Annotated in this window: 21 protein-coding genes and 1 pseudogene; 10 read left to right on the forward strand and 12 right to left on the reverse strand. The window is 55.8% G+C overall.

All coding sequences use genetic code 11. The features are described 5' to 3' along the window. Positions 1 to 3 precede the first annotated feature (3 nt). Positions 4 to 285 carry a YjcB family protein gene (locus tag ACQG1K_RS01585; RefSeq protein ID WP_022646751.1) on the reverse strand — a complete coding sequence of 94 codons (282 nt, stop codon included), beginning with the start codon at positions 283 to 285 and terminating at the stop codon, positions 4 to 6. A 441-nt stretch (positions 286 to 726) separates the two neighbouring features. On the opposite strand from ACQG1K_RS01585, the gene ACQG1K_RS01590 reads away from it, so the two are divergent. Together ACQG1K_RS01590 and ACQG1K_RS01595 are read left to right on the forward strand one after the other, a co-directional pair. Continuing rightward, complete coding sequence (locus ACQG1K_RS01590; RefSeq protein ID WP_063850406.1) at positions 727 to 2,127, forward strand: sensor domain-containing diguanylate cyclase; 1,401 nt, start codon at positions 727 to 729, stop codon at positions 2,125 to 2,127. A 265-nt stretch (positions 2,128 to 2,392) separates the two neighbouring features. After that, positions 2,393 to 3,958, forward strand: a complete 1,566-nt coding sequence (locus ACQG1K_RS01595; protein ID WP_023299098.1) for an EAL domain-containing protein — start codon at positions 2,393 to 2,395, stop codon at positions 3,956 to 3,958. 6 nt (positions 3,959 to 3,964) lie between these two features. Here ACQG1K_RS01595 and soxS read toward each other — a convergent pair whose 3' ends face one another. Then, positions 3,965 to 4,291: a superoxide response transcriptional regulator SoxS gene (soxS, locus tag ACQG1K_RS01600; RefSeq protein WP_003860277.1), complete on the reverse strand. Its 327-nt coding sequence runs from the start codon at positions 4,289 to 4,291 to the stop codon at positions 3,965 to 3,967. A gap of 98 nt (positions 4,292 to 4,389) precedes the next feature. Between soxS and soxR the strand changes: the two genes are divergently transcribed. The 4 genes from soxR (at position 4,390) to ACQG1K_RS01620 (ending at position 9,277) form a co-directional block, all read left to right on the forward strand. Further along, complete coding sequence (soxR, locus tag ACQG1K_RS01605; RefSeq protein ID WP_003860275.1) at positions 4,390 to 4,848, forward strand: redox-sensitive transcriptional activator SoxR; 459 nt, start codon at positions 4,390 to 4,392, stop codon at positions 4,846 to 4,848. 310 nt (positions 4,849 to 5,158) lie between these two features. After that, complete coding sequence (locus tag ACQG1K_RS01610; RefSeq protein ID WP_022646756.1) at positions 5,159 to 5,830, forward strand: glutathione S-transferase family protein; 672 nt, start codon at positions 5,159 to 5,161, stop codon at positions 5,828 to 5,830. A gap of 297 nt (positions 5,831 to 6,127) precedes the next feature. After that, on the forward strand, positions 6,128 to 7,477 hold the full coding sequence (ghxP, locus tag ACQG1K_RS01615) for a guanine/hypoxanthine transporter GhxP (protein ID WP_022646757.1): 1,350 nt from the start codon (positions 6,128 to 6,130) through the stop codon (positions 7,475 to 7,477). A 153-nt stretch (positions 7,478 to 7,630) separates the two neighbouring features. Continuing rightward, positions 7,631 to 9,277 carry a Na+/H+ antiporter gene (locus tag ACQG1K_RS01620; RefSeq protein ID WP_367076363.1) on the forward strand — a complete coding sequence of 549 codons (1,647 nt, stop codon included), beginning with the start codon at positions 7,631 to 7,633 and terminating at the stop codon, positions 9,275 to 9,277. A gap of 512 nt (positions 9,278 to 9,789) precedes the next feature. Here ACQG1K_RS01620 and ACQG1K_RS01625 read toward each other — a convergent pair. Continuing rightward, a complete protein-coding gene (locus tag ACQG1K_RS01625) occupies positions 9,790 to 10,677 on the reverse strand; it encodes a LysR family transcriptional regulator (protein ID WP_022646759.1) in 888 nt (295 codons plus the stop codon). Between the two features lie 102 nt (positions 10,678 to 10,779). Between ACQG1K_RS01625 and ACQG1K_RS01630 the strand changes: the two genes are divergently transcribed. Together ACQG1K_RS01630 and ACQG1K_RS01635 are read left to right on the forward strand one after the other, a co-directional pair. Then, positions 10,780 to 11,190 carry a CidA/LrgA family protein gene (locus ACQG1K_RS01630; protein ID WP_367076365.1) on the forward strand — a complete coding sequence of 137 codons (411 nt, stop codon included), beginning with the start codon at positions 10,780 to 10,782 and terminating at the stop codon, positions 11,188 to 11,190. Continuing rightward, positions 11,183 to 11,872 (forward strand): LrgB family protein, encoded by a 690-nt coding sequence (locus ACQG1K_RS01635; RefSeq protein WP_022646761.1) that lies wholly within the window; start codon positions 11,183 to 11,185, stop codon positions 11,870 to 11,872. Before ACQG1K_RS01630 ends, ACQG1K_RS01635 begins: the two co-directional genes overlap by 8 nt. Positions 11,873 to 11,905: 33 nt before the next feature. On the opposite strand, the gene actP is transcribed toward ACQG1K_RS01635, so the two are convergent. The 3 genes from actP to acs all read right to left on the reverse strand — a co-directional run bounded on the left by actP (position 11,906) and on the right by acs (position 15,959). Further along, positions 11,906 to 13,555, reverse strand: coding sequence for a cation/acetate symporter ActP (gene actP / locus ACQG1K_RS01640; protein WP_023299099.1), 1,650 nt, complete (start codon positions 13,553 to 13,555; stop codon positions 11,906 to 11,908). Beyond that, positions 13,552 to 13,866: a DUF485 domain-containing protein gene (locus tag ACQG1K_RS01645; protein WP_022646763.1), complete on the reverse strand. Its 315-nt coding sequence runs from the start codon at positions 13,864 to 13,866 to the stop codon at positions 13,552 to 13,554. The genes actP and ACQG1K_RS01645 overlap by 4 nt, the downstream gene beginning before the upstream one ends. A 134-nt stretch (positions 13,867 to 14,000) precedes the next feature. Continuing rightward, a complete protein-coding gene (gene acs, locus ACQG1K_RS01650; protein ID WP_225455081.1) occupies positions 14,001 to 15,959 on the reverse strand; it encodes an acetate--CoA ligase in 1,959 nt (652 codons plus the stop codon). A 423-nt stretch (positions 15,960 to 16,382) separates the two neighbouring features. Between acs and gltP the strand changes: the two genes are divergently transcribed. Next, positions 16,383 to 17,696, forward strand: coding sequence for a glutamate/aspartate:proton symporter GltP (gltP, locus tag ACQG1K_RS01655; RefSeq protein ID WP_279262987.1), 1,314 nt, complete (start codon positions 16,383 to 16,385; stop codon positions 17,694 to 17,696). Positions 17,697 to 17,780: 84 nt separating this feature from the next. Here the strand turns inward: gltP and ACQG1K_RS01660 are convergent, their stop codons facing one another. The 3 genes from ACQG1K_RS01660 to fdhF form a co-directional block, all read right to left on the reverse strand. After that, positions 17,781 to 18,455, reverse strand: coding sequence for a tetratricopeptide repeat protein (locus ACQG1K_RS01660; RefSeq protein ID WP_063151025.1), 675 nt, complete (start codon positions 18,453 to 18,455; stop codon positions 17,781 to 17,783). A 121-nt stretch (positions 18,456 to 18,576) separates the two neighbouring features. After that, complete coding sequence (locus ACQG1K_RS01665; RefSeq protein ID WP_045309109.1) at positions 18,577 to 18,729, reverse strand: Hok/Gef family protein; 153 nt, start codon at positions 18,727 to 18,729, stop codon at positions 18,577 to 18,579. Positions 18,730 to 19,048: 319 nt separating this feature from the next. Further along, positions 19,049 to 21,196 (reverse strand): formate dehydrogenase subunit alpha, encoded by a 2,148-nt coding sequence (gene fdhF, locus ACQG1K_RS01670; protein ID WP_367076532.1) that lies wholly within the window; start codon positions 21,194 to 21,196, stop codon positions 19,049 to 19,051. Positions 21,197 to 21,452: 256 nt separating this feature from the next. On the opposite strand from fdhF, the gene ACQG1K_RS01675 reads away from it, so the two are divergent. Beyond that, a complete protein-coding gene (locus ACQG1K_RS01675; RefSeq protein ID WP_022646769.1) occupies positions 21,453 to 22,184 on the forward strand; it encodes a response regulator in 732 nt (243 codons plus the stop codon). Here the strand turns inward: ACQG1K_RS01675 and ACQG1K_RS01680 are convergent. The 3 genes and pseudogenes from ACQG1K_RS01680 to ACQG1K_RS01690 all read right to left on the reverse strand — a co-directional run bounded on the left by ACQG1K_RS01680 (position 22,166) and on the right by ACQG1K_RS01690 (position 24,742). Next, a complete protein-coding gene (locus ACQG1K_RS01680) occupies positions 22,166 to 23,185 on the reverse strand; it encodes a carbohydrate kinase family protein (RefSeq protein ID WP_058646401.1) in 1,020 nt (339 codons plus the stop codon). The two genes, ACQG1K_RS01675 and ACQG1K_RS01680, sit on opposite strands and share 19 nt — an antisense overlap. After that, positions 23,185 to 24,045: pseudogene (locus ACQG1K_RS01685) on the reverse strand (ketose 1,6-bisphosphate aldolase). Before ACQG1K_RS01685 ends, ACQG1K_RS01680 begins: the two are co-directional and overlap by 1 nt. Before the next feature lie 10 nt (positions 24,046 to 24,055). Then, entirely contained in the window at positions 24,056 to 24,742 is a 687-nt protein-coding gene (locus ACQG1K_RS01690; RefSeq protein ID WP_063163965.1) for a D-lyxose/D-mannose family sugar isomerase, read from the reverse strand. Positions 24,743 to 24,817: the final 75 nt, after the last annotated feature.

Below are 24,817 nucleotides of genomic sequence, written 5' to 3' on the forward strand. Positions count from 1 at the left end.
CTATCAGGTAATCACCATCGGCCAGTCTGGCGGAGTGTGGCTCATGGCTTCAACCATCACCACTTTAATGTTTTCCCAGACGGCGGCCATATCCACCAGCGTAATGCCGAGCAAACCTGTCGCGAACCAGCATGCGGCACCCAACCCTAACAGGGTGCTAATCACAGCAAGACCTGCGTAGTCGGACTTTCGGAACTGAATGTTTAACGTGCTGGCCAGGAACATCAAAACCGCGCTCAACAACGGCCAGCGCAGGAGCACCATACTGGTGGTAATGGTTGCCATAAAACCCATCCTCGACAAAACAGACGAACTGGAATGAAACAATGTTTCTCGTTACATAAGATGTGTGAACTATATCACATTTGCTGTTTTATTCGCCAGTATCGTATGAGGTAAAAGTGGGTTTATAACCGGGTAAAATATATCGTCCTCGTTCAGATCGGCGCTAAGCCGGAATTTTTATTTTTAATTCATTCAGATAGCAAAACCTTTGCAAAACACCCTCGGCTGTATAGCGTTTACAGCATTATGTCTATGGATTATGCTTGTGTGGAACAATAAATGTACCCGCAAAAATAATTCATCACATTGAATTATTTGGTTTTTTTTGGATTTTTATTCTTTTTTAACACTCAGCATACTCTTTGATTTCGTGGTCTTATTCTTTTATTCAGATATGAGTTATTGCGGTTGCTCTCTCGATTAATGACCTGCGAAAAGATAATGAAAGAAAAAAGACGCGAGATTATTAACGACAGCATGCAGGCTCTGCACGCCCTGGCGAAGCTGATGCCACAACTCAACGCGCAGTGTTCGCCGGTTGAAATGCTGGAAATCATCAACAGCGCACTGGGGGCAAATCTCTCGTGGGTCAGTGTCGAATCCGCAGACGGGCCGCGCGTGGTTTGTGCCGGCGACGTGACGTGTCACGCCTTCAACGTGGCGGATTTTCTTGCCAGCACCCTGTTGCAACGGCATCACCGCGCCTGGCGCGTTATCTACTGGAAAGAGCATATTGGCCGGGCGGTATTTTCCCCTCAGCACCCGGGCTATGCGCGGCTGCAAAGCGGCGTGCTGTGTAAACTCTCAGCGCATGGCAGACAGTGCAGTGGTTATTTCTTTTTGGCTTTTAATGAAAAACTGACCTCGTTACCGATATTGAAAAATATCGTGGTGGTATTGGTCGAGAAGCTAAAAGATTATTTTGATGACATCATCGTGCGGGAAAAAACAGCGCAAGAGATGCAGCGCGTCGTCACGCAATATAAAACTTTATTTGAACGTGCTCCGGTATTGATGAACGCCTTTGACAGACATAACCGGTGTGTATTGTGGAACGCCGAATGCGAAAAAGTCTTTGGCTGGAGTATGACTGAAATCGGCGAGCACCCCGATCCGCTGGCCCTGTTTTACCCGGATCCCGAGGAGCGACAGCGCGTGCAGGAGTCGGTTCGTTTCGCACCACTTAAGGATATGTACGAATGGCACCCGGTGCGTAAAGACGGGACGCCGTTAACCATCCTCTGGTCAAACATCCTTTTACCGGATAACTCCATTCTCAATATTGGCCTCGATATCACCGAACGTAAAAAAGCAGAACAGCAGCTGACCGTCAAAGCCACCACGGACGATCTGACGGGCTGTCTGAATCGCTCGACAATTTTACAGCGGCTCAAAATGGCGCTGGCAGCCAGTTCGCCGCAGGATGTCAGTAGCCATTTCTGTCTCCTGATGTTCGATCTCGATTATTTCAAGCAGATCAACGATCGGTGGGGACATCAGGTTGGCGATGCGGCATTGATTCACTTTTGCGACCGTATTCGCGAAGTGAGCCCGGCCGGGTCAGCACTGGGACGGGTAGGGGGCGAAGAGTTTGTTCTTCTGCTGGCGCGTACGGATGGTATGGCCGCTACGTTGCTCTCTTCCCGGCTGCGTGCCGCGCTGATCTCAAAACCGCTGCGTGTGGGCGATAAAACGCTGGTACTCTCTTTCAGCGCCGGGGTGGTTGAAGTCTGTCAGGGGCAACGGGATACTTCTGCCATACTGATGCGTGCTGATAAGGCATTATATGACGCCAAGCGTACGGGAAGAGGAAAAACGGTTCTGGCGTCTGATTATTTATAAATCAGCATAAGAACAAAGAGCAGGCTATTTCAGCCAACAAATTTTCCACACCTGTCGCGGGTAATTATTATCCTTATCAGAAACGAAATGAATACTTTTAGTTTGGCTTACGGGAAAATATTATCGGCATCACGAATTTTAGGATTTTTAATACCAAAAGTCAGTTGCTAACTTCCCATGATTCATGCAACGTAATCACCTGTTTATCAAAGCAGCCGGTCTTCATTGCTACAGGCGTACAACATGCAGGGATACAGAGCGGGAAATGAATCGTAGCGCGCGGCGCAAAATGCTCAAAGCGGTCGGGATTATCATGGTAGTTATGCTGCCGGTGATGCTTGCGCTATGGTTTGCCCAGCTTAGAGCCGTGTCGGAAATCAGCGCTCAGCTGCGCACGTTTGCTGAACTTGCTTTAAACAAAACTGAACGGGTTATTCAACAGGTTGATATGGCCCGGGAAGACGCGGAAAAATATCAGGGTAAAGTGTGTACGCCGGAGCATCGTCAATATATGTTGAACGTTTCCCGCGGTCGCCTTTTTGTTGCCGATTTAATTTATGCTGAAGGCCAGGACTTTCTCTGCTCGACCCTTTTTACGCCGGATCATCCTTACATCATCCCCGCTGCCAATTACACACGTAAACCCGACGTTGCTATCTATTATTTTCGCGATACGCCATTTTTTAATGGTTATAAAATGATATATATGCAGCGCGGAAATTATGTCGCAGTGGTCAACCCGCTTTCGTACAGTGAGGTGATGTCAGACGATCGTTCCCTGTCGTGGGGAGTGTATGACACCGTCAGCAATGCATTCTTTTCTGTGAGTCAGAAAGCCAATATTTCTTTATTGCATTCGATGCTCCGACATCAGGAAACGACTTTTCAGAAAGATGACCGTTTTTATACGATCGTAAAATCAGAGCAGAGGCCCATTGCGGCCATCGTTTCAACCTCCAATGCCCGTTTTTATAAAACGCTTTATCATCAGGCTACTCTGACGCTACCGCTGGGGATGATTTGCAGCATTATTATTTTGCTGGTGTGGTCGCGAACACACCGTGAATTCAATTCGCCTGGCCGACTTCTGCACCGGGCGCTGAATAAACGCCAGCTGTGCGTCCATTATCAGCCCATTATTGATATAAAAAATAACCAGTGCGTGGGAGCAGAGGCGTTGTTGCGCTGGCCAGGATTCAACGGTCAGGTTATGAGCCCGGCGGAATTTATTCCCCTGGCCGAAAAAGAGGGGATGATTGAGCGCATTACGGATTACGTCGTGGAGGAGGTGTTCACCGATCTGGGCCATTTTCTTGCCGCTCACCCCGATCTGTATGTCTCGATTAACCTGTCGGCGTCGGATTTTCACTCTTCACGTCTTATTGCCCTGATCTCCGACAAAGCCCGCTTTTACTCGGTTCGCGCGCAGCAAATAAAAATTGAGGTGACGGAGCGGGGGTTTATTGACGTGCCGAAAACCACGCCGGTCATTCAGGCGTTTCGCCAGGCGGGGTATGAAGTGGCGATTGATGATTTCGGAACCGGCTACTCTAACCTGCATAACCTCTATTCGCTGAACGTCGATATCCTGAAAATCGACAAATCTTTTATCGATACCTTAACCACCAACAGCACCAGCCACCTGATTGCCGAGCACATCATTGAGATGGCGCAAAGCCTGCGGCTGAAAACCATTGCGGAAGGGGTCGAGACGGGGGAGCAGGTGAGCTGGCTGCTGAAGCGTGGCGTGCAGTATTGTCAGGGATGGCACTTCGCGAAAGCGATGCCGCCCCAGGCATTTATGGCCTGGCAGCAGCAACCCTTGCGTTAACACGCATTAATTGAGCTGATGGCGGTAGTCGCTCGGCGTACGGTCAAACTCGCGGCGGAAGACGCGGGAAAAGGTCTGCTGCGACACATAGCCCAGATCCATTGCGATATCAAAAATGGGCCGCTGCGTTGAGCGTAACGCCTGCGCCGCCAGCAGGAGCCTGCGCTGGCGAATGTAGTCACCCAGCGTTTGATGCATTACGGTGCGGAACATTCTCTGTAAATACCATTTCGAATAGCCCGACTTCTTAGCGACCACATCAATGTTCAACGGCTGGTCGATATGTTCATCAATCCATTCAATAAGCGTCTGAATAATTTGCTGATGCGACATAAGGTTACCCCTCTGTGGAGACATCTGTCCTGGTTGATTCGTCGTTTTCTCTGCGGGGGAGTATAATTCCTCAAGTTAACTTGAGGTAAAGAGGTTTTATGGAAAAGAGATTACCGCGCATCAAAGCGCTGTTAACCCCCGGTGAAGTGGCGAAACGAAGCGGCGTGGCGGTGTCGGCGCTCCACTTCTATGAAAGCAAAGGGTTAATAAAAAGTATCCGTAACGCCGGAAACCAGCGGCGCTATACCCGCGATGTGCTCCGCTACGTGGCGATTATCAAAATTGCGCAACGTATCGGCATCCCCCTGGCTACCATCGGCGACGCGTTCGGCGTATTGCCGGAAGGACACTCGCTGAGCGCGAAAGAGTGGAAGCAGCTGTCGTCCCAGTGGCGAGAAGAACTGGATCGTCGTATTCACACGCTGGTGGCCCTGCGCGATGAACTGGATGGCTGCATTGGTTGCGGGTGTTTATCACGTAGCGATTGTCCGCTGCGTAACCCGGGTGACAGGTTGGGCGAGCAGGGGACGGGGGCGCGGTTGCTGGAGGAGGATTGAGAGGTGTGTGCCGGGTAAGGCGCAGCCGCCACCCGGCAACAAGCATAAAGAACTAAAGCGCCACTAAGGGCGCTTTAGTTTTTTCCGGTCTTTGTCTTTCTCTCTATCCCGCTGGCTCACGGGAGGGTTTCCCCCGACATCAGTACTCCTCGTGTCGAGCTTGTGGAGGAGGTTCCGGTTTGTACTGACACTTTAATTCTATGCCCGGCCGCCGTTTTTGCCACCGGAGATGATGAGATTTTAGCCGAATTTTTTTCGTGAAGTTGTTCAGTTTTCTATAGTTAAAAAGTATGAATCACCGGAGAACATCATGCTAACGGTCCACCACCTTAACCAGTCTCGTTCCCATCGCGTCCTCTGGGCGCTGGAAGAGCTGGGTCTGACATATGAGATTGTGCGCTACCAGCGCGAAAAAACCATGCTCGCACCAGACGCGCTCAAAAAAGTGCATCCGCTGGGAAAATCCCCGGTACTGGAAGATAACGGACTGGTTCTGGCTGAATCAGGCGCGATTCTGGAATATCTTCAGGAAACGTACGATTCGGCGTCACGATTCAAACCGTTAGATCCCGCTCATAAAGTGCAGTATCGCTTCTGGCTGCATTACGCCGAAGGGTCCTTGATGCCGCTGCTGTTAATGAAGCTGGTATTTAACAGCCTCGGCAAACCCCCCGTCCCGTTTGGCCTGCGCACGCTGGGTAAGGCGCTGGGGCAGGGGGTGCAAAAAGCGTATCTCAACCGCCAGCTGGAAACGCATGCGCGCTTTATTAACGATCATCTTGCCGAAAACAGCTGGTTTGCCGGCGACACGCTGACCATGGCGGACATCCAGATGAGTTTTCCCCTCTTCGCCCTGCTGGCGAGAGGCGGCATCGACAATCTCGACCACATAGCGGCGTGGAAACAGAGAGTGGAGGCACGTCCGGGCTGGCAGACAACGCTTGCGAAAGGCGGCCCGCTGACGATACCCGGCGGGGGATGAAATGTAACGAAATTGCGCATGGACGATAACGTTTGCGCATCCTCTGCTTAATTCTTCATCGTCATGAGGCAATTTTAGCGAAAAACGAGAAAGTTCAGTTGAAAAGGGCGGGTATTAGGCTAGATAATCGTTTGCCTACATTTGACCACCCGTTTTGTAAGCGCGGAGCTAAACGTTTGCTTTTTTTGTGACGCCCCTTTCGTCGCAAACGCAGCACAAGGATTTGACGTTTCGCTGGCAGTGGAGTCTCCACCACGCTTACGGACTTTCAATAAAAATTTTCAGGGGATGTTTTCTATGTCTACGCCATCTGCGCGTACCGGCGGTTCACTTGACGCCATGTTTAAAATTTCTGCTCGCGGCAGCACCGTGCGCCAGGAAGTTGTTGCCGGTCTGACGACGTTTCTGGCGATGGTGTACTCCGTCATCGTGGTGCCGGGCATGCTCGGCAAAGCGGGCTTCCCGCCAGCGGCGGTCTTTGTTGCCACCTGCCTGGTTGCGGGTGTGGGTTCGATTGTGATGGGCCTGTGGGCGAACCTGCCGCTGGCGATCGGGTGCGCCATCTCCCTGACCGCGTTTACCGCCTTCAGCCTGGTGCTGGGCCAGCATATCAGCGTCCCCGTAGCGCTCGGCGCGGTGTTCCTGATGGGTGTTCTGTTCACCGTGATCTCTGCTACCGGCATCCGTAGCTGGATTTTGCGCAACCTGCCGCAGGGCGTGGCGCACGGCACCGGTATCGGCATCGGCCTGTTCCTGCTGCTGATCGCTGCCAACGGCGTGGGTCTGGTCATCAAGAACCCGCTGGACGGCCTGCCGGTTGCGCTGGGTAACTTCGCGAGCTTCCCGGTAATTATGTCGCTGGTGGGTCTGGCGGTGATCATTGGCCTGGAAAAACTGAAAGTGCCGGGCGGCATTCTGCTGACCATTATCGGCGTGTCCATCGTCGGTCTGATCTTCGACCCGTCCGTTCATTTCTCCGGGATTTTCGCCATGCCGTCGCTGAGCGATGACAACGGTAACTCCCTGATTGGCAGCCTGGATATTGTGGGCGCGCTGAACCCGGTGATCCTGCCAAGCGTGCTGGCGCTGGTAATGACCGCGGTGTTTGACGCCACCGGGACCATCCGCGCGGTGGCGGGGCAGGCTAACCTGCTGGACAAAGACGGCCAGATCATTGACGGCGGCAAAGCGCTGACCACCGACTCCCTGAGCAGCGTTTTCTCTGGCCTGGTGGGTGCAGCGCCAGCGGCAGTGTACATTGAGTCCGCAGCGGGTACGGCGGCAGGCGGCAAAACCGGCCTGACGGCTATTACCGTTGGCGTACTGTTCCTGCTGATCCTGTTCCTCTCTCCGCTCTCTTATCTGGTGCCAGCTTACGCGACCGCACCTGCGCTGATGTACGTCGGCCTGCTGATGCTGAGCAACGTGGCGAAAATCGACTTTGCTGACTTTGTTGATGCCATGTCCGGCCTGATCACCGCGGTCTTTATCGTGCTGACCTGTAACATCGTGACCGGCATTATGATCGGTTTCGCCTCGCTGGTGATTGGGCGTCTGGTCTCCGGTGAGTGGCGCAAGCTGAACATCGGTACCGTTGTCATCGCCGTTGCGCTGGTGGCGTTCTACGCGGGCGGCTGGGCAATTTAAGTTATCCATTGATGCGAAAACGGGTGGCTCAGGCCGCCCGTTTTTATTTTCAGGACTCATCCCGTTGTCTTTTACGTTACTCTGGAGAGGATAGAATAAGAGGCACGACGCCTCAGGTTTGGCTTAAAAAGAAACACAGCAAACAGGGAACGCATGGAAATTTTCTTCACAATACTCATCATGACCCTTGTGGTCTCATTATCCGGGGTGGTTACACGCGTACTGCCCTTCCAGGTCCCCCTGCCTTTAATGCAAATAGCTATCGGTGCGCTGCTGGCGTGGCCGACGTTCGGTCTGCACGTGGAGTTCGATCCGGAACTGTTCCTCGTGCTGTTTATCCCGCCGCTGCTGTTTGCCGATGGCTGGAAAACGCCGACGCGCGAATTTCTTGAGCACGGGCGAGAGATCTTCGGTCTGGCGCTGGCGCTGGTGGTCGTTACCGTGGTCGGGATTGGTTTCCTGATCTACTGGGCCGTACCGGGGATCCCGCTTATACCCGCCTTTGCGCTGGCTGCCGTGCTGTCGCCGACCGACGCCGTGGCGCTGTCCGGCATTGTGGGCGAAGGGCGCATTCCTAAGAAAATCATGGGCATTTTGCAGGGCGAGGCGCTGATGAACGACGCTTCCGGCCTGGTAGCCCTGAAGTTTGCCGTGGCGGTAGCCATGGGCACCATGGTCTTTACCGTCGGCGGTGCAACCCTCGAATTCTTCAAGGTGGCGATTGGCGGTATCCTCGCAGGCTTTGTTGTAAGCTGGCTGTACGGTCGTTCGCTGCGCTTCCTCAGCCGCTGGGGCGGCGATGAACCGGCGACGCAGATCGTCCTGCTGTTCCTGCTGCCGTTCGCCTCTTACCTGATTGCCGAACATATCGGCGTGTCGGGCATTCTGGCGGCGGTAGCCGCGGGGATGACCATCACCCGTTCCGGCGTGATGCGCCGGGCGCCGCTGGCGATGCGTCTGCGCGCGAACAGTACCTGGGCGATGCTCGAGTTTGTCTTTAACGGCATGGTGTTCCTGCTGTTGGGCCTGCAACTGCCGGGCATTATGGAATCTTCGCTGATCGCGGCCGAAGCGGATCCAAACGTTGAAGTCTGGATGCTGTTTACCGATATCGTACTCATCTACCTTTCGCTAATGCTGGTGCGTTTCGGCTGGCTGTGGACGATGAAGAAGTTCAGCGTTCGCTTCCTGACCAAAAAGCCGATGGAGTTCGGCTCCTGGACCACGCGCGAGCTGCTGATTGCCTCTTTCGCGGGCGTTCGCGGGGCGATCACCCTTGCTGGTGTGCTCTCCATTCCTCTGCTTCTGCCGACGGGCGAGGTCTTCCCGGCGCGCTACGAGCTGGTGTTCCTGGCGGCGGGCGTGATCCTCTTCTCCCTGTTTGTCGGCGTAATTATGCTGCCGATTCTGCTGCAGCATATTGATGCGGGTGACACCTCGCAGCAGCATAAGGAAGAGCGGATTGCCCGTGCGGCGACGGCGGAAGTAGCGATTGTCGCCATCGAGAAGATGGAGGAGCGTCTGGCCGCCGATGCCGAAGAGAACATTGATAACCAGCTGCTGAAGGAAGTCAGTTCACGCGTGATCGGTAATTTGCGTCGCCGTGCTGACGGACGTAACGACGTGGAAAGTTCGTTGCAGGAAGAGAACCTCGAGCGCCGTTTCCGCCTGGCGGCGCTGCGCTCCGAGCGTGCCGAGCTGTATCACCTGCGCGCGACGCGGCAGATCAGCAACGAGACGCTGCAAAAGCTGCTGCACGATCTGGATCTGCTGGAAGCGTTGTTGATAGAGAATCAGTAGCGCTGTAATTGCCCGGTGGCGCTGCGCTTACCGGGCCTACGTGCTCGATCGGTTCCCTCTCCCTATGGGCTGAGGGTTCCCCACAAATTAATGCGAGCACTGAGCAATCCCCTCGCCCCTCCGGGGAGAGGGTTAGGGTGAGGGGAACATACGGCGGTGGTGGTCATTCCGTTCACTTTATGTTCCTTGCTACTCTGTAACGACATGACCGGTGAACGTGCCAGGGTGGCTCAGTCGCCACCACCCTGGCGACCCGGGCTCCCGGCGGAAAATCGCCGCTTCGCGGTGCCCTCGGCTTATTCCTTCCGGCTTATCGGGTACGGGCGGAGGCAACGTCCCTGTAAAGCCGCCCTCTCGGCGCATCCCTGCGCCTCGCCCCGGCCTGCAGGAAACGCCTCAGCGATTTACAGCCGGACCAGGGCATCGCTGACAGCCCTCAGTCATTTAGAAAGCAACTTTATTGCTTCTGCATAAAAAAATTACTGGGGATCCCTCAGCCCTATGGGAGAGGGTTAGGGTGAGGGTACCCAAAACCCCTCACAGCATTGCAACCACGCCTGTGCGCTGTGCGACAGATACACCCCTTCACGCCAGATCATCCCTAACTGCCAGTGCAGATCGCTCTCCAGCGGGATCCAGCGCAGCGTGTTTTTATCCAGCCGCTCGCAGATCGGCTGCGGCAGAATGGCTATCCCCACGCCCGCCTGTACCATCGCCGCCAGAAAATCCCACTGGCCGCTGCGCACCGCAATGCGCGGCTTTACGTTGTGCTGGTTAAACAGCGCCATCAGCTGGCGGCTTAAGGCGAAATCTTCGTTGTAAATCAGCAGCGGGTGTTCGCCGAGCAGCTCGGGTTTTACTGATTCAATCTTCAGCCAGTCGCCGGAGCGCGGCACCAGCACGCACAGCGGGTGGCTGAACAGCGGCAGCGTCGCCAGGCCGCTTTCCTCCTCTACGGGAAGGGCCGTCATGGCCACGTCCAGTTCACCGTTCATCACCGCCTGCTGCACGGTCAGGCCGCCAAATTCAGAGATTTTTAGCTCAACGCCGGGATAGCGCTGGCGAAACAGGCTAATCGGCCCGGCCATCATCATGCCGACCATCGGCGGAATGCCGAGCCGCAGCAGCCCTTTTGTCAGGTGGTTGATGTCCCCAAGCTCGGCCTCCAGCTGGCGGAACTCCGCCAGAATTGCCAGCCCGCGCTCGAACACCACGCGACCGGTATCGGTCAGCAGCAGCTTGCGCCCGTCGCGGATCAGCAGGGTACAGTTCAGCTCATCTTCGAGGTTTTTCAGCATCTTACTGATGGTAGGCTGGGTTACGAATAACTTCTCCGCTGCGCGGGTAAAACTTTGCTGGCGAACCACCTCGACAAAATAGCGCAGCGTTCTTATGTCCATGATTATTCCTCGAAACTATACCTTCGATGATTTTAATTCATTTCAGTCGATACCGTACGCTCACTATACTGGCGCCTCGTCTCATTTCTGAGGAAAACCCCCATGGCCGTGGCGTTAAGCCGTGTTACGCCTGCCGTTGTTCAACGACTCCAGGTACCGGTTCAGGTACTGCTCTACGCGGGACTGTTTGTTTTTGCTGATTATCTTGTCGACTGGCTGAACCTGCCTTTACCCGCCAACCTGGTGGGAATGGTGCTGATGCTGACGCTGATCCTCTGTCGCGCGTTGCCCCTTAGCTGGGTGCGGGCCGGTGCGCGCTGGCTGCTGGCGGAGATGCTGCTGTTCTTCGTTCCGGCCGTGGTGGCGGTGGTGAATTATGCGCAACTGCTGATGGTCGACGGCTGGCGCATCTTTGCGGTTATCGCCCTGAGCACGCTGATGGTGCTGGGCGCCACCGCCTGGGTGGTGGATAAAGTGTATCGCTTTGAAATCAGCAGGCAGAAGCATGACTAACTTTCAGATAAGCGTGCTATGCCTGATTGCGACAGTCGTCATTTACTTTGCCAACAAGCGCCTGTATCGCCGCTTTCGCACGCTGCCGCTGATGCCGCTGGTCTTTACGCCGATCCTGCTGGTGCTGATGCTGGTCTTCGGCCATATCTCCTGGCAGAACTACATTGGTGAATCCCACTGGCTGCTGTGGCTGCTCGGCCCGGCGACTATCGCCTTTGCGGTGCCGGTGTATGACAACCTGGCAATTATTAAACGCCACTGGATGTCGCTCAGCGCGGGAGTCGTCACCGCGACGGTAGTGGCGGTGTGCAGCTCGGTCTGGCTGGCGCGGCTGTTTACCCTGTCTGATGAAATCCAGCGCAGCCTGGCGGTACGCTCGGTGACCACACCGTTCGCGCTGGCGGCGGCTAAACCGCTCGGCGGACAGCCGGATCTGGTGGCGCTGTTTGTGGTGGTGACCGGCGTGTTCGGCATGGCAGTGGGGGATGTGCTGTTTCTGCGCCTTTCCATTCGCGAAGGGATGGCGAAAGGGGCGGGGTTTGGCGCGGCGTCGCACGGGGCGGGGACGGCACGTTCGTATGAGCTGGGACAGCAGGAAGGCGTTGTTGCAAGCCTGGTGATGATGCTCTCGGGCGTGACAATGGTATTAATCGCGCCGCTGGTGGCGTGGGTGATGTTTTAAGTTCCCCGGCCAGAGCGACCGGGGAGAAAAGGTTTAGTGCGCGCGGCCCTGCTCAACACCCAGGCCGGTTTGCGAGCGGATAAACTGGGCGCGGAATTTCTCACGCTCCAGGTTACCCTCCGGCGAGTTGTCGGTCGCTGAGAAGAACCAGATCCCAATAAACGCCACGGCAATGGAGAACAGCGCCGGGTATTCATACGGGAAGATAGCGCTTTCGTGACCGAGGATCTGCACCCAGATGGTCGGGCCGAGGATCATCAGAATCACCGCCGTCAGCAGCCCCAGCCAGCCGCCAATCATCGCCCCACGGGTGGTCAGTTTTGACCAGTACATGGAGAGCAGAATGATCGGGAAGTTACAGCTTGCCGCAATCGAGAAGGCCAGCCCCACCATAAAGGCGATGTTCTGCTTCTCGAACAAAATCCCCAGCAGGATGGCGACGACGCCCAGCACCAGTACGGTGATTTTGGAGACTTTCAGCTCATCGCGCTCGCTTGCGCCTTTGCGGAAAACGTTGGCGTAGAGATCGTGCGATACCGCAGACGCACCAGCCAGCGTCAGCCCTGCAACCACCGCGAGGATGGTGGCGAAGGCCACGGCAGAGATAAAGCCGAGGAACAGGTTACCGCCTACCGCGTCGGCCAGATGCACCGCCGCCATGTTGTTACCGCCGATAAGCGCGCCCGCCGCGTCTTTAAACGCCGGGTTTGCCCCCACCAGCATGATCGCGCCAAAGCCGATGATAAAGGTCAGTATGTAGAAGTAGCCCATAAACCCGGTGGCGTAGAACACGCTTTTACGCGCTTCACGTGCATCAGACACCGTGAAGAAACGCATCAGGATATGCGGCAGGCCAGCGGTACCGAACATCAGGCCGAGACCGAGCGAGAGCGCGGATATCGGATCTTTCACCAGCCCGCCCGGGCTCATGATCGCTTCCCCTTTCGGGTGCACTGACATGGCTTCGGTAAACAGATTATTGAAGCTGAACCCGACGTGTTTCATCACCATAAAGGCCATAAAGCTGGCGCCGAACAGCAGCAGTACCGCTTTGATGATCTGTACCCAGGTGGTGGCCAGCATGCCGCCGAACAGGACGTACATCACCATCAGCACGCCTACCAGCACCACCGCGACGTGGTAGTTCAGACCGAACAGCAGCTCGATCAATTTACCCGCGCCCACCATCTGCGCAATCAGGTACAGCGCCACCACCACCAGCGAACCGCAGGCGGAGAGCATGCGGATGGGGCCTTGTTTGAGGCGGTATGAAGCTACGTCTGCAAAGGTGTAGCGGCCAAGGTTACGCAGGCGCTCGGCAATCAGGAACAGAATGATCGGCCAGCCGACGAGGAAGCCGAGAGAGTAGATCAGGCCGTCATACCCCGAGGTATAAACCAGCGCGGAGATCCCGAGGAACGAGGCGGCAGACATAAAGTCTCCCGCAATCGCCAGCCCGTTCTGGAAGCCGGTAATGTTGCCGCCCGCGGTGTAGTAATCGTTACGGGAGCGCACGCGTTTCGACGCCCAGTAGGTGATGTAAAGCGTTAGCACCACGAAAATCAGGAACATGATAATCGCCTGCCAGTTGGTTGGCTGGCGCTGGACCTCGCCGGTAAGGGCATCTGCCGCATGGGCAGCAAAGGGAAGTGTGGCGGCAAGCGCCGTCAGGACTCGCTTCATGATGCTTTTACCTCGCGCAGAACTTCTCTGTTAAGACGATCGAATTCACCGTTCGCACGCCAGACATACACACCTGTCAGCACAAACGAAATAACGATAACGCCAATGCCAATTGGGATGCCGCGCGTAACGCTGGTTCCGGCGTGCAGCGGCGTACCGAGCCACTGCGGCGCAAAGGCGATCAGCAGAATAAAGCCGACGTAAATAACCAGCATGATGATGGAAAGGATAAAGGCAAACCGTTGCCGTTTTTCGACGAGCTCCCTGTAGTGCGCACTATTCTCTATCTGCTGACAAATATCGTTATTCATCACAGAGTCTCCAAAGGTAAGGTTGGTTTGTTTTTATCCCCTCTCCCCTATGGGGAGAGGGTTAGGGTGATGGAAGGAAGGTGCGGTCTGATGCCCTCACCCCGGCCCTCTCCCACGGGGAGAGGGAGAAAACACTAGGAAGGCATTGCGATGGCCTGCTTCTCTTCGAGCAGTTTGTCCACCACGCCAGGATCGGCAAGCGTTGAGGTATCACCGAGGTTGCTGGTGTCGCCCGCTGCGATTTTGCGCAGAATACGGCGCATAATCTTGCCGGAACGGGTTTTCGGCAGTGAGTCGGTCCAGTGCAGCACATCCGGTGTGGCCAGCGGGCCGATCTCTTTACGCACCCAGTTACGCACCTCGGTATACAGCTCTGGTGACGGCTCTTCGCCGTGGTTCAGGGTGACGTAGGCGTAGATCGCCTGGCCTTTGATGTTGTGAGGAATGCCGACAACTGCCGCTTCGGCAATCTTCGGATGCGACACCAGCGCAGACTCAATCTCCGCCGTACCCAGACGGTGGCCGGAAACATTCAGCACATCGTCCACGCGTCCGGTGATCCAGTAATAACCGTCTTCGTCCCGGCGCGCGCCGTCGCCGCTGAAGTACATGTTTTTAAAGGTCGAGAAGTAGGTCTGCTCGAAGCGCTCATGGTCGCCGAACAGGGTACGCGCCTGGCCAGGCCAGGAATCGACGATTACCAGGTTGCCTTCGGTGGCCCCTTCCTGCGGATTGCCTTCGTTGTCCACCAGCGCGGGCTGCACGCCGAAGAACGGACGGGTGGCCGAACCGGCTTTCAACTGCGTGGCGCCCGGCATCGGGGTGATCATGAAGCCGCCGGTTTCGGTCTGCCACCAGGTGTCCATCACCGGGCACTTCTCGTTGCCGATCTTCTTCCAGTACCACTCCCAGGCTTCCGGGTTGATCGGCTCGCCCACGGAACCGAGGATGCGCAGGGAAGAGCGGTCGGTCCCTTCGATGGCTTTATCGCCTTCCGCCATCAGCGCACGGATCGCCGTTGGCGCGGTGTAGAGAATGTTGACCTGATGCTTATCAACCACCTGACACATACGCGCCGGCGATGGCCAGTTAGGTACGCCTTCAAACATCAGCGTCGTTGCGCCGCAGGCCAGCGGGCCGTACAGCAGGTAGCTGTGACCGGTGACCCAGCCCACGTCGGCGGTACACCAGTAGATGTCGCCCGGATGGTAGTCGAAAACGTATTTAAAGGTGGTGGCCGCGTAAACCAGATAGCCGCCGGTGGTATGCAGCACGCCTTTCGGCTTACCGGTGGATCCGGAGGTATAAAGGATAAACAGCGGATCTTCCGCGTTCATCTCTTCCGGTTGATGCTGGTCGCTTGCGTTTTCAATCAGATCGCTCCACCACAGGTCTCGGCCCTCGTGCCAGTCAATGTTGCCGCCCGTGCGTTTGAAGACAATGACGTTATGGATGGATTTCACGTTCGGGTTTTTCAGCGCTTCATCGACGTTTTTCTTCAGCGGAATGCCGCGCCCGGCACGCACGCCCTCGTCAGCGGTGATCACCAGCTTTGAGTTCGAGTCGACGATACGTCCGGCAACCGCCTCCGGCGAGAAGCCACCAAAAATAACGGAGTGGATCGCGCCGATGCGCGCGCAGGCCAGCATAGCCACCGCGGCTTCCGGCACCATCGGCATATAGATCGCCACCACATCGCCTTTTTTAATGCCCTGGGCCAGCAGCACGTTGGCGAAGCGGCAGACGTCGCGATGAAGCTCTTTATATGAGATGTGTTTGCTCTGAGAGGCATCGTCGCCTTCCCAGATAATGGCCGTTTCGTTGCCGCGTTCGGCAAGATGGCGGTCCAGGCAGTTCGCCGCCAGGTTCAGCGTGCCGTCTTCATACCATTTAATGGAGACGTTGCCCGGCGCGAAAGAGGTGTTCTTTACCTTCTGATAAGGTTTGATCCAGTCGAGGATGTGGCCCTGTTCACCCCAGAATGCGTCAGGGCTGGAAATGGACTGCTGGTATTTCTCCTGGTACTGCTCCGGGCTTATCAGGCAACGGTCCGCAATGTTTGCGGGAATGTCGTGTTTGTGTATTTGGCTCATGGCTTTTTTTCTCCTTGTAAGATGTTAATAATATGTCGCAAAAACGTTAATAGTAGGGGCTTTACAAGCTTTGTTTAGTATTTGGGCGACAGATCACGCAATGTCTGAAGAGTATGAAAATTGAGCGAATGAAACTTTGAAGGGAAATAATTCATCTGAAGAATTATTCACTTTTTTGTTTGTAAAAGTTTTTTCATAACAATCGGTTATTGATGTGGATTGCTATTTATTACCGTCAATGACGCTTTTTGCAGTGAAATGCCTTGTTCTTTAAGGCTTGCGCAGCATGCCGTGCAAATGATACTCATACGGCGCGTTAAAAAATCCCATAAACCAACGCAACACAATTCATACTCTTTCAGTATGTCTTCATATTCATGCAGTTTTGATGGTGCGGAGATTTCATTGAGGAAGTCAGTTTCTATGAAAAATTTGAAAGTCAGCCTGGCCTGGCAGATCCTGCTGGCCCTTGTGCTGGGCATCTTGCTGGGCAGTTACCTCCATTATCATAGCGACAGCCGCGAGTGGCTGATTGCGAACCTTCTCTCGCCAGCGGGCGATATCTTTATTCATCTGATCAAGATGATTGTTGTGCCGATTGTGATCTCGACGCTGGTGGTCGGTATTGCCGGGGTAGGTGATGCGAAACAGTTAGGCCGCATCGGCGTTAAAACCATTCTCTATTTCGAAGTGATCACCACGGTTGCCATCATTCTTGGTATCACCCTGGCGAACGTGTTCCAGCCAGGTTCCGGGATTGATATGTCGCAGCTGGCGACGGTGGATATTTCGAAATATCAAAGCACCACCGCCGACGTGCAGAGCCATTCGCACGGTCTGATGGGCACAATTCTGTCACTGGTGCCGACCAACATTATCGCGTCAATGGCGAAGGGCGAGATGCTGCCGATCATCTTCTTCTCGGTGCTCTTTGGTCTGGGGCTTTCTTCCCTGCCCGCGACGCACCGTGAACCGCTGGTAACGGTGTTCCGCTCTATCTCTGAAACCATGTTCAAAGTCACCCACATGGTGATGCGCTATGCGCCGGTGGGTGTTTTTGCGCTGATCGCCGTAACCGTGGCGAACTTCGGTTTTGCCTCCCTGTGGCCGTTGGCGAAGCTGGTGATTCTGGTGCACTTCGCGATCCTGTTCTTCGCGCTGGTGGTGCTGGGGATTGTGGCGCGCCTGTGCGGGCTGAGCATCTGGATCCTGATCCGCATTCTGAAAGATGAGCTGATTCTGGCGTACTCCACGGCAAGCTCCGAGAGCGTGCTGCCGCGTATCATTGAGAAGATGGAGGCCTACGGTGCACCGGCGTCCATTACCAGCTTCGTTGTACCGACCGGTTACTCCTTCAACCTGGATGGTTCAACGCTGTATCAGAGTATTGCGGCAATCTTTATCGCTCAGCTGTATGGCATTGACCTGTCGCTGTGGCAGGAAATCGTGCTGGTGTTGACCCTGATGGTGACCTCAAAGGGTATCGCAGGCGTGCCGGGCGTCTCCTTCGTGGTGCTGCTGGCGACGCTGGGCAGCGTCGGTATTCCGCTGGAAGGCCTGGCGTTTATCGCCGGTGTGGACCGTATCCTCGACATGGCGCGTACCGCGCTGAATGTGGTGGGTAATGCGCTGGCGGTGCTGGTAATCTCCAAGTGGGAACACAAGTTCGACCGTAAAAAAGCGCTGGCGTATGAACGCGAGGTGCTGGGTCGTTTTGATAAAACGGCTGACCATTGATGTAAAAATGCCGGGTGGCGGCTTCGCCTTACCCGGCCTACATAAGCCGTAGGCCCGGTAAGCGCAGCGCGACCGGGCAATAATTTACTCTCCGCTCAACGCATCAAACTCTTCACACCCGGTATCAAACCCTTCCATACAGCTCAGGTTTAACCAGTAAAGCGCTTTCTGTTTATTCGGTGTGATAAAGCCTTTCTCACCCTGCCTGAACAGCATGCCTGCCCAGTACTCCGCATAGCCCGTCCGGGACAGAGCCGAACTCCGCTTGAACCACGCCGCAGCCTGCACGTCATCCTGAGGGACTTCAACGCCGTTGGCATAGATCAGCCCCAGCAGCTGTTGCGCGTCTACCGCCGAGTCGCTATCGATGTCTTCGGTCGCCGTTTGCAGCAGTTTAATGGCCTGCGGGTAGTCGGTCTTGCCTGCCTGCGTATTCACCAGCACCCGCGCCAGCATGATCGCGCCGCGTTTGCTGCCCGCAATGTTTGCCTGTTGGGCCAGAGCTTTGGCCTGTGCGTAGTCGCCCTGCGTAAAGAGGATTTGCGACAGCAGCGCCATGGCGTCGACATTGCCGCCTTTCGCCGCTTTCTCGGCCCACAGCGCGGCCTGCTTGCTGTCGCCGGAGCTGAAGTACGTATCGGCAAGATAATACTGGGCGCGCGCATCACCGGCTTCCGCCTGTTTTCGATACTGGCTGCCTATCTCATCGGCACGGGCAAAGGCGGTTAAAAATAACAACAACAGAAAAATGGCTTTCATGGATTCTTATCATCGGGGTACATGCCGCGCAGTATAATCGCGGTGACAGAAGAAAAAAACGGGTGCGTTAAGACCTCAGCATCCCACAAGCCGGGCGGAACACGCGTTCCGCCCGAAGAGGTTAGCCTGCGTTACAGGCTAATTTCGCCGCCACCTCCTGATGTTCACTCTTTATTGAAAACTCACATAACTTACCGCGAGTAATAAAGGTAAAGTTCACTATCGTCAGGCAAATAATAAAAACGATGCCTAACGCAGTTTTTAATGGCGTCATGCCTTTTACTCCTTGTGAAAAAAAGAATAAGAGGCTGCTCTCAACTTGTTGGGGTTGAGGGGTAGCCTCGGGTAAATGCAAATTTCCCGGGGCTTTCCACTTTCTGTCCCTCAACAATGCTCAAGACAGAAAGTCTTAAGCACCCGCCGCATATCTTATCCCTCTGAATTAAAATGCAAAGATGTAATTAATTTTCGCGAAAATTACATTTTTCTGCGAGACGTCTTCAGAGAAATATATTGTTATTATTAATAGCGATGCCAGAAATAATAATGGGGTGAATATCTCACCCCATTTAGTCAGCGATTAATTAACAGCTTCATCCCATTGCGCTTTCACGCAGGCGGGCTTTCAGCTTGTTATATTCGTCGATCACGTACTGTTCCGCTGCGCGCTGATCCGCTATGGGCTCCACGTTTACGGCGCAGTATTTATACTCCGGCGTTTTGGTTATCGGGCTTAAGTTCTCCGTCACCAGCTCGTTACAGGCGCCAATCCACCACTGGTAGGTCATATAGACCGCGCCTTTGTTCGGACGGTCGCTGACCTGCGCGCGGGTAATGATGCGGCCTTTACGCGAGTTCACCCACACCAGCGCTTCATCTTCAATACCGAGCCGTTCGGCATCGGCGGTGTTGATCTGCGCGTAGCCCGGTTCATCCGCCAGCGCCGCCAGCGCGGCGCAGTTGCCGGTCATGGAACGGCAGGAGTAATGGCCCACTTCACGCACGGTGGAGAGCACCATCGGATACTCGTCGGTGAGTTTATCGATCGGCGCGACCCAGTCGCAGGTGAAGAATTGCGCCAGCCCGTTCGGGGTGTCGAATTTTTCTTTAAAGAGGTACGACGTTCCCTGATCCGCCTCTGACTCATCCCGGCATGGCCACTGGATGTAGCCTAGCTCACCCATTTTTTCATAGGTTGCCCCATAAAAGTCCGGGCACAGATGCCGCAACTCGTCCCAGATCTCCTGGGTGTTGTTGTAGTGCATCGGGTAGCCCATGCGGGTGGCGATTTCGCTGATGATCTGCCAGTCCGTTTTCAGATCCCACTTCGGCTCGACAGCCTTGAAGAAGCGCTGGAAGCCGCGGTCTGCCGCCGTATAGACACCTTCATGCTCTCCCCAGGAGGTCGACGGTAAAATCACATCCGCCGCCGCCGCGGTTTTGGTCATAAAGATATCCTGAACAATCACCAGCTCCAGATCCTCAAAGCCCTTACGCACCGCAGACAACTCGGCGTCGGTCTGGAGCGGATCTTCACCCATGATGTAGGCCGCACGCACTTCACCGTGCGCCGCGCGGTGCGGCAGCTCGCTGATGCGATACCCCGTGTGCTCAGGCAGGCTCTCCACGCCCCAGGCCTTCGCGAATTTCTCGCGATTTTCCGGGAATTTGACGTACTGGTAGCCCGGATAGGTGTCCGGCAGCGCGCCCATGTCGCACGCGCCCTGCACGTTATTCTGACCACGTACCGGGTTCACGCCCACATGCGCTTTACCCAGATTGCCGGTCAACATGGCGAGGCTGGTGAGCGAGCGCACGGTTTCCACGCCCTGGTAGAACTGGGTCACGCCCATACCCCACAGAATAGAGGCGGTTTTCGCTCCGGCGTACATCCGCGCCGCCTGGCGGATCTCCTGTGCGCTGACGCCGGTTATCGCCTCTACGGACTCCGGCGTATAGCCTTCGACAATCTTGCAATACTCTTCAAACCCTTCCGTACGGCTCGCGACAAACGCCTGGTCGTAGAGGTTCTCCTCAATAATGACGTGCCCCATTGCATTTAATAGCGCGATGTTCGAGCCGTTTTTCAGTGCGATGTGCATATCGGCAATGCGCGCGGTTTCAATTTTGCGCGGATCGCAGACGATGATTTTCGCCCCGTTCTGTTTGGCGCGAATCACGTGATTCGCGACGATAGGGTGAGAATCCGCCGGGTTATAGCCGAAGATGAACACCAGATCGGTGTTATCTATCTCATTGATGGCATTACTCATTGCGCCGTTACCGACCGACTGGTGCAGACCTGCAACCGATGGGCCGTGTCAGACGCGAGCGCAGCAGTCGACGTTATTGGTACCAATAACGGCGCGCGCGAATTTTTGCATCACATAGTTGGTTTCATTCCCGGTTCCGCGTGAGGAGCCGGTGGTCTGAATCGCATCCGGGCCATACTTGGCCTTGATGGCGCTAAGGCGCGTGGCAACATAATCCAGCGCTTCATTCCAGGAGACGGCTTCCAGCTTGCCGCCGCGCTCGCGGCGGATCATAGGGGTTTTCAGGCGCGGGGTGAGGATTTGGGTATCGTTAATAAAATCCCAGCCGTAGTACCCTTTCAGGCACAGCGTGCCCTGATTGGTTTTACCCTGCGCCGCTTCCGCCCGGACGATTTTGCCGTTATCGACCACCAGGTGGATCTTGCAACCTGAGGCACAATAAGGGCAAACCGTGACGACTTTTTTCATCACTTTGCTCCAGTTAAACAGTTCTTACCTGCCCAATATGCAGCTTCTATGCCATGTTTTTACTATGGGTATTTCCTGACTTTACGACCCTTTGCGGGGCAAAACCCTGACGAAAAACAGCCAATCGTCAAAATTGACGTGTCGAAAGGGCAGGGGATGTGACATGGATTGAATTTCCGTCACGTAAAAAACAATTCGGCTGGAGCCGGCGGCAGAATGGTTCAGACTTAACATAATTCCCTGACGGAAGCATGCGATGAAACCGGCGATTCTGGTGGTTGATGATGATGTCGCAGTCTGCGAACTGCTACAGGATGTGCTCAGCGAGCACGTCTTTACCGTGCTGACGTGTCACACCGGTCAGGAAGCGGTGAACCGTGTCCAGCAGGACTCCGGCATTGCGCTGGTTCTGCTGGACATGATGCTGCCGGATATCAACGGATTACAGGTTTTGCTGCAGATGCAAAAGCGGCGACCGTCGCTACCGGTGGTGATGCTGACGGGGCTGGGAAGTGAATCAGATGTGGTCGTTGGGCTGGAAATGGGCGCTGATGATTACATCGGAAAACCGTTCAATCCGCGCGTGGTGGTCGCCCGCGTTAAGGCGGTGCTGCGTCGTACCGGCGCGCTGGCCGCGGAGCCTGCCGCGCCGCGCGTTGAGGGTATTGCTTTTAACGGCTGGACGCTGGACACCACCCGCTGCGAGCTGAGCGATCCGCAGCGTAATACCGTGCCGTTAACCCAGGGCGAATATGGCCTGCTGCTGGCATTAACGCAAAACGCCCGCCGGGTACTGAGCCGTGAACAGCTGCTTGAACTGACCCACAGCGAAAGCGCTGAGGTCTTTGACCGCACTATCGACGTGCTGATCATGCGGCTGCGGCGAAAAATTGAGGTCAATCCGCACCAGCCTCTGCTGATCAAAACCATTCGCGGTCTGGGCTATGTTTTTGCCACGGACGTTTCCCATCATGAGAAAGCCGCCTGACCGTTCTCCTGAATAAACGTCTGAAGCTCGGCCAGCGTTTTCGCGCCGTCAATTGCATTAGCCGCCAGCAGGCTGGCCCGCGCGCAGGCGTGCGCCAGATAAATACTCTCCGTCAGCGGCAGGGATTCATGGCAGCCGTATAAAAAGCCCGCGCAAAACGCGTCGCCCGCGCCGACGCTGCCGATAATCTCGTCCTGCGTCAGCTTCCACGACGGAACCCATTGCCCTTTTTCACCCGGCGATTCACCCCATGCCCCTTCCGGACAGTGGATCACCACCCGCTGCCGCACGCCTGCCGCCAGCAGCTGTGCGGCAGCGTCGGCGATATGGGCCATGTTCAGCGCATCATGGCTGTCGCGGATCTCAAGCCCGCTAAACTCACCGGCTTCCAGCTCGTTAATCACCAGATAATCAAGATGGCGCAGGGCAGGGAGCACCAGCGGCTGATAGCGCGGGTCGCCCTTGCGGGACACCAGATCGAGCGAGGTTTCATACCCCTGATCGTGCATCTGTGCCAGTAACCGCGCGCTGCGGGTGCCAAATTCGTCATCCGGCATGTCCAGGCTGTCGAGCAGCAGCAGATAGCCGAGATGGAAGATCTTCAGCGATCCATCTAAACGATCGAAGGCGGGAAGATCCAGCAGGCGGTTGGCGCCCGGCGAGTGGAAAAAGGTGCGCTGTCCGCTGGGGTCGGTCATCACCTGCGACATCGACGTTGGGGAGAACGTCGTGCGCTGCACGCGCTGGCGATTGACGTGATACTGGTCGAGCATCGCCAGAATATAGTCTCCGTCGCTGTCTTCCCCAATCAGCCCCACCGCCTGTAACGGCAGGCCGACGTGCATTTTTGCCAGCGTCAGCAGAACGTTGAGCGGCGCACCGCCGGTTGAGCGTTCGCTGTGGGTGATTTCTGCCAGCCAGCCGCGCTCCGGCCACTGTACGATCTGGTGGACGTGATCCACCAGCATATTGCCTGCGGCGACGATCCCTTTGCGTTCCATTAGGCCTGCCCCGCACTGCCGAAGATGCGCATCTGTTCCGCAACCGTATCGGTAATGGCCTCTTCAATGCCCAGCAGCAGCTCGGCAAACTCATCGTAAAGCGGTTGGCGGTTCGCCATGCGTTGCTCAACGGCGGCAAGTGCGGCCTGCGACATGCCGGTATAGAAATTGATTTTATGAATACCGAGTTCAATGGCGCGGCGGAAATCAGTGTCGCTTATGCCAGAGCCACCGTGTAAAACCAGCGGCAGGCCCGTCTGCTGGCGAATGGCGTCCAGACGCGGAAAATCAAGCTTCGGCTCGCCCTTGTATTTGCCGTGCGCGTTGCCAATGGCAACCGCCAGCGCATCGATGCCGGTTGAATCAACAAATTCGCGCGCCAGTTGCGGGTCGGTAAAGAAGGCTTCATCCGCATGACCGTACAGCGCGCCTCCTTCATCCCCGCCTACCGCGCCCAGCTCCGCCTCTACCGAGACGCCCACCGCGTGGCACATCTTCACCACTTCCCGGGTCTAGCGGATATTTTCCTCATAGCTCAGCGTGGAGCCGTCGAACATCACCGAGCTGAACCCTAAACGCAGGGCGAGCACCACCGCCTCAAAATGCAGTCCGTGGTCGAGGTTAAGCACCACGGGAATATCGTGGCGGGCAGCTTCGAATTTCACCGCTTCCACCAGCGACTCCAGAGACACGTACTTAAAATGCACTTCGGCGATGTTGATGATAAACGGCGAGCGTTCCTGCTTCGCGGCGGCAAACAGCGCGCGCAGGAAATGGGAGTCGAGCACGTTGAACGCGCCCAGGGCGTAGCGGTGTTCCCTGGCGTGGGCCAGACCGTCGGCAAGAGAAATCAATGGCATCATTCACTCCTTATATCCGAAAGAGGGTGTACTCGTTGCACAGCACCAGCACCGCCGGTTCGTCTTCTTCAATGGTGTTGTAGCGGTCAATGGGCTGTAAAAAGTGGTTGTCGTGTTCATCGTCATTGACCGACGACACTTCGCCCACCAGCACGTCACCAAAGCCGCGTTCACCCCAGAAACTGTGGTACAGGCCGGGCGTCAGGCAGATGCTCTCCCCAGGCGTGAGGCGCAGCTGGCTGCCGGGCGCGTGCGTCTGCCGACAGCCGTCTATCGTGACGGTCACGTCGGTGTTTTCGGTCTCTTCATGCGCGCCCGCATTCCATAACTCAATAATCAGATTCCCGCCGCCGCGGTTAATAATGTCCTCCCGCTTGCGCCAGTGAAAATGCATCGGCGTCACCTGGCCGTCGCGGACGTGCATGATTTTTTCGGCATAGCACTTTTCATAGGGCACGCCGTTGGGGGAGCCGTTGCGCAGGGTGAACAGCGTTAACCCCTGTGCAGCGAAGTTGTTGCCACCAAATGCCGTCACGTCCCAGCCGAGCCTGAGGTCAAACACCTCCTGCCATGCTGCCTGGTCAAGCTGCTGCCATTTTGTCGGCGGAAAGCTGGCAAACGGCGGGAGATGCACGCCGTGCATGGAGAAGAACTGCCGCGTGTGGCCGAGGATTTCATTGATGTCGGAGCGTTTCATGGGGACTCCTTGAGTTTTTGCCGCCCCCTTACCCTAACCCTCTCCCCAAAGGGGAGAGGGAACTTGAACACCCTC

This window comes from Enterobacter cloacae complex sp. 402C9 (assembly GCF_050030745.1).
GTDB lineage: Bacteria > Pseudomonadota > Gammaproteobacteria > Enterobacterales > Enterobacteriaceae > Enterobacter > Enterobacter intestinihominis.